8 protein-coding genes are annotated in these 4,140 nt (G+C 29.5%); 2 read left to right on the top strand and 6 right to left on the bottom strand.

All coding sequences use genetic code 11. The features are described from left to right. The first annotated feature begins 121 nt into the window (after positions 1–121). The gene (locus tag ACW9JY_RS10325) at positions 122–274 is read left to right on the top strand and encodes a hypothetical protein (RefSeq protein WP_457284310.1); all 153 of its coding nucleotides are present in this window, start codon (positions 122–124) and stop codon (positions 272–274) included. Between the two features lie 94 nt (positions 275–368). Here ACW9JY_RS10325 and ACW9JY_RS10320 read toward each other — a convergent pair whose 3' ends face one another. The 3 genes from ACW9JY_RS10320 to ACW9JY_RS10310 are packed head-to-tail and all read right to left on the bottom strand — an operon-like array spanning position 369 to position 1,758. Beyond that, positions 369–809, bottom strand: a complete 441-nt coding sequence (locus ACW9JY_RS10320; protein WP_103078595.1) for a protein-export chaperone SecB — start codon at positions 807–809, stop codon at positions 369–371. After that, on the bottom strand, positions 778–1,347 hold the full coding sequence (locus tag ACW9JY_RS10315) for a hypothetical protein (RefSeq protein ID WP_457284309.1): 570 nt from the start codon (positions 1,345–1,347) through the stop codon (positions 778–780). Before ACW9JY_RS10315 ends, ACW9JY_RS10320 begins: the two co-directional genes overlap by 32 nt. Positions 1,348–1,359: 12 nt before the next feature. Then, a complete protein-coding gene (locus ACW9JY_RS10310; protein WP_457284308.1) occupies positions 1,360–1,758 on the bottom strand; it encodes a type II toxin-antitoxin system RelE/ParE family toxin in 399 nt (132 codons plus the stop codon). A gap of 327 nt (positions 1,759–2,085) precedes the next feature. Here ACW9JY_RS10310 and ACW9JY_RS10305 point away from each other — a divergent pair, with 327 nt between their 5' ends. Beyond that, positions 2,086–2,313 (top strand): type II toxin-antitoxin system HicB family antitoxin, encoded by a 228-nt coding sequence (locus ACW9JY_RS10305; protein ID WP_457284307.1) that lies wholly within the window; start codon positions 2,086–2,088, stop codon positions 2,311–2,313. Between the two features lie 73 nt (positions 2,314–2,386). Here the strand turns inward: ACW9JY_RS10305 and ACW9JY_RS10300 are convergent, their stop codons facing one another. The 3 genes from ACW9JY_RS10300 to ACW9JY_RS10290 form a co-directional block, all read right to left on the bottom strand. Beyond that, positions 2,387–2,764, bottom strand: a complete 378-nt coding sequence (locus ACW9JY_RS10300; protein ID WP_457284306.1) for a hypothetical protein — start codon at positions 2,762–2,764, stop codon at positions 2,387–2,389. 152 nt (positions 2,765–2,916) lie between these two features. Beyond that, entirely contained in the window at positions 2,917–3,144 is a 228-nt protein-coding gene (locus tag ACW9JY_RS10295) for a UPF0175 family protein (RefSeq protein WP_169926299.1), read from the bottom strand. Positions 3,145–3,294: 150 nt separating this feature from the next. Continuing rightward, entirely contained in the window at positions 3,295–3,882 is a 588-nt protein-coding gene (locus ACW9JY_RS10290) for a hypothetical protein (protein ID WP_457284305.1), read from the bottom strand. Positions 3,883–4,140: the final 258 nt, after the last annotated feature.

The following is a 4,140-nucleotide window of genomic DNA, read 5'->3' as shown; positions in this document are numbered from 1 at the left end:
TATTGGATTAGACATAAGCTTCTCCTTTTGGTTTATTTTTTGTTGTGTTTAGCGCCCCTTCGCCCCGCTGCCCGCCCGTAAGTGGAGTAAATTGTTCTCTTTACTAATTTAATTATACCATATGTTTTTAGAAATCTATAAAAACACATTAGATCATAATTCGATGTTTTTGAAATTAAACCATAGTTTAAGGGATTTGATGAAGATAATAGAGTCGAAGAATTTTGGTTTGAACATAGACGATGGGGTAGTCAAAAATAGTGCAATTTTTTAGTAATTCTTTATATATTTTATGGGCCCTTTAACCAATTTAAAATCGAAATCTTATTTTTGAAAATCTTTTAAAAAAAGCTGTTTTTCAACAGCTCTTATTTGGCGGTTATTTTAGCTTTTTCTAATTCTTTTTCTACGAGTTCGTTAATGTTCAACATTGGAAGATATATTGGTGGAAGAAAGCCAAAATTTGCGGATATTGATATTATTTTTGCTCTTGATATCTGCAATAAGCTCATTATTCCAGATTTTATTACTAGTTCTTTGAATTCGTTTTCCTTTATTTTTGGGTTGCCATAAAATCCTGCTTCTGTTTCAAGCTCTAATTTTAATACTATTTTTTTTGATTCTTTCAAATGAAATTTAATTTTTAATCCTATTGTTCCAAAGTATTCTTTTTCTTTTGGTTGGAAATTTTGTGTAACGGAAATGTCTATCTTTGGTGTCAGTTTTTTGTTGTTTAGACTTTCGTCTTTTAATTCATAATTTAATTTTTTAATTATGTCATACCGCATTTGAATATTGCTCATTTTCATTTTTTTCACTTCCTTTGTCAGGCAATGATAAGGTTATATTTTGATTCCTCTGTGACATCGATTCTAAAAATTGGTATAAATATGGTTGCATAGCTATTTCTCTTTTCACTTCTTTTTTATCTCCAAATACTCTTATTATATTGATTTCTTGATTTTTTAAAGAGGGTGTTAGTTTTTTTTGTATAAAATAATAGTTATTGAATTCTTTTAGATCATAATATAATGGTTTTCTTCCAGGATTAATTGGGTTTATATTGTTTTCTTTGATAATTCTTTGAATATTTCTTATTGATTGTCCTGTCATTGTTGCTAAATCTTTTTGTGTGAAATATAATTTTTGTTCTTTTTCTTCAATGTCGTCAAATTCTTCATCATAATACAACAGATCATCTTTCATTTCTTTTAATATCTGTATAAAATCTTCAATTTCTTCTTTATTCTCATATGTTTTAGGATTTACCAGAAAATTGTACAAAACTTCTTTATTTTTAGGTTTCAAATCAGAGAAAATGTTTAATAATTCATGTATTTCGAGCATTAATTTCCCTCCTTATATCCCTTTTTCATTTATTTTTTTTAGCACTGATTTTTCTGATTGAAAGTATTTTATTAAATTGTCATAACTATCTTCCCTTTTCATTATATCTATATAAGTTATTATTATTTTACCATCATTTAATACATAATACGATAACCGGTAAGATACTCTATCATGTATGAATTTGTACGTCCTGATTCCTCTTAAATTTCCTGTTTTCATTTCACCTATTGTGTAATCATAATTTATTTCCAAGACTGATTGCAATATTTTTAATAGAAGGTTCCTATTGTTTATTTTTTTCAATGAGCGTTTGAAGATTGGGAAGGGTTGATTTTCAAGAGCTTTTATTATTTCCTTTTTTAGCTGTTTTGAGGATAATTCTTGCAAGTCTTCTTCTCTTTCTCCCATTCTCTACACCCCATTATATCATTTTATTATTAAAAATCAATTAATTTTTATAACTTGTCGTTTTTTGTCGTTATTATACTTATACTTACAGTATATTTTACCATATAATAGATGCGAAGTGGTTTTTTAGTTCATTATCATAACTTTAACGAAAGAACAGAGAACAACATTTTAAGCTTTTTAAAAAAGAGGATCAAAGAAACAACCTCACGGGAAATAAGGAATGAAAACAAAAGTTTTAACTTTTTTGGATGGAACTTCTTTTTTTCAAAAGATATACATAATGGTATAATTTATTATCAACATGACCGAAAATGAGGTGACATTATGAAAATTCTAAGTTATAGAATTTTACTCAAGAAAGAAGCTGAAGGAGGTTATACTGTTATAGTCCCTGTTCTTCCAGGCTGTGTCACATACGGAGATACAATAGAAGAAGCAATAAAAATGGCAAAAGAGGCTATTCAATTATACATAGAAAGCCTGCAAGAACACGGAGAAGAGATACCTTATGAAGAAGAAACTATGGAGCATACAATAACGGTGGAAATTTAAATTTGCTAAAAAACTGGAGGAATAATCTTGAAATTTTCCAAATTATATGCTCTTACTTTAAAAGAAACTCCATCTAATTTGTTCCATCGTACTTTATCATGAATATTTGTTGTACTTTGTATTTATTTAAACCCATGTCCAATTCATTTTCTGCACTTTCGTATTTTCCTGAGTACATTACTACCGTATTTATCTTTCTTCTTTCTTTTTGGTATAACGCTATGTCGTATTGTGCAAATCTTAGTAAGTCTGCTTTCTTCCACGTGGTTTGAAATTCTAAGTGTAATAGTGAGTTGTCTTCTAGTTCGAATACAAAATCCGTGTTTTGGTTTGATACGTTTATTACTGGTATGTCTATTGGTTTTACTGAAATTATCTTTGGAAAGTTGAGTTCATGATATTTGGCGGTTTCGTCTTCGTGAATATTCCCCGTTCTGTTGATGTCTTTCATTATTTCCCCCCTCGATAGTTTATTGAACTATTTAAATTGTATTATATGTTTTTGAAAATCGCTTTAGATCTTAAATAAAAATACATTCATTCCAAATTATACCTCTTATTTCTCACGCTAAAACAATTAGACAACTTGTGTCAGATATGTAATTAGGCATTTTTTACATCATTTCTCAATTCTTCAGCGTTGTAATTAAATATAGAGATATCGAAACGACCTAATATTTCAATAAAAGCTCTTTCGGAAAGTTCTGCTAGTTGTGCAGCTTCTCCTAAGGATAACTTAGCTTCTTCATATAATTTTGTAGCAATTAGTAATTTGATTTCTTTTTCATTTAAATCAATAAAATCAGGCAGATTTATAGATATGGTTTTCATAAAAAGCTCCTCGTAAAATATTTATACTCTCTTTTTAAAAACTCTAAAACTTCATAGATAACGCCGCGTTGCCCACCCATAAGGAAGGAGGTCTAGACTATGCCATGTAATTCATCCAAAAAGATCAGTTAGAGTTTCGTCTACTTACAACTACTTCAATAACTCCTTTAGCTCTTCTATGGTTATTTCAAATATATTGTCGATTATTTGGTTTATCCTTCTTTCTTCAGCTTCTTTTATCTTTTCTTTCATCTCTGTGGTTACTTGTCTGCCAAATCGTTTACTTAATAACTTTATAGCCACTTCTTTTCTTTCTTCAAGTTTTCCTTTTTCAATGCCTTCTCTTTCACCTTCGATTATTCCTTGTTTAAAACCTTCTCTTAAACCATCTAATTTAGCTATTCCACTGTCCATTATAGCTATTTTTTCTAATGTTTCAAATACATTTGAGATCTTAATTTTTTCTACATCCTCTATTGTCATTTTTAATAAATTGTTTTCTATGTAGTTTATCGTTTCTTCATCCACTTTTCTTATCTCATCTTTTAACTCTTCGGTTAATTGGTTATTTTTTAATTCTTCGGTTAAATGGTTATCTAATATTTTTTTTAGGCTTTTCATAATGAATTCAATAAATCTTTTTCTTTCTTCAAGTTTTCCTTTTCTTTCACCTTCTCTTATACCTTCCAATCTAGCTTCTTCTCTTTTCCTTTTTGATATTTCTTCTAATGTGTCCATACTTGGCACCCCCATTTCTTCTAAATCAAGTATAATGAGCTTTATAGCGCCCCTTTTGCCCTGCTCCCCGCCCATTAGGAAAAGATTCTTTTGTCCCTTCCCTCCGCAGCCAGCCCATAGAATTAGTGAAGTGTTTTCTTTGTTAATTTAATTATACCATTTCTTTTTGAAGGTGTGCTCAAAGAACCTGAGAGAAATATTCACCCATCCCTTATTTCCGGCGTTGTGCAGATGTTGAAAGAGGCATCACAGAAGAAG

This window comes from Petrotoga sp. DB-2 (assembly GCF_054051725.1).
The sequence above is the reverse complement of the archived record's forward strand: the minus strand, read 5'-3'. Positions and strand labels throughout refer to the sequence as shown.

What these genes read in the sequence shown, in the direction of transcription:
- ACW9JY_RS10305 (WP_457284307.1), top strand. Translation starts at nt 2,086, where the DNA reads ATGAAAATTCTAAGTTATAGAATTTTACTCAAGAAAGAAGCTGAAGGA.
- ACW9JY_RS10300 (WP_457284306.1), bottom strand. Translation starts at nt 2,764, where the DNA reads ATGAAAGACATCAACAGAACGGGGAATATTCACGAAGACGAAACCGCC.
- ACW9JY_RS10290 (WP_457284305.1), bottom strand. Translation starts at nt 3,882, where the DNA reads ATGGACACATTAGAAGAAATATCAAAAAGGAAAAGAGAAGAAGCTAGA.
- ACW9JY_RS10315 (WP_457284309.1), bottom strand. Translation starts at nt 1,347, where the DNA reads ATGCTCGAAATACATGAATTATTAAACATTTTCTCTGATTTGAAACCT.
- ACW9JY_RS10320 (WP_103078595.1), bottom strand. Translation starts at nt 809, where the DNA reads ATGAAAATGAGCAATATTCAAATGCGGTATGACATAATTAAAAAATTA.
- ACW9JY_RS10310 (WP_457284308.1), bottom strand. Translation starts at nt 1,758, where the DNA reads ATGGGAGAAAGAGAAGAAGACTTGCAAGAATTATCCTCAAAACAGCTA.
- ACW9JY_RS10295 (WP_169926299.1), bottom strand. Translation starts at nt 3,144, where the DNA reads ATGAAAACCATATCTATAAATCTGCCTGATTTTATTGATTTAAATGAA.
- ACW9JY_RS10325 (WP_457284310.1), top strand. Translation starts at nt 122, where the DNA reads ATGTTTTTAGAAATCTATAAAAACACATTAGATCATAATTCGATGTTT.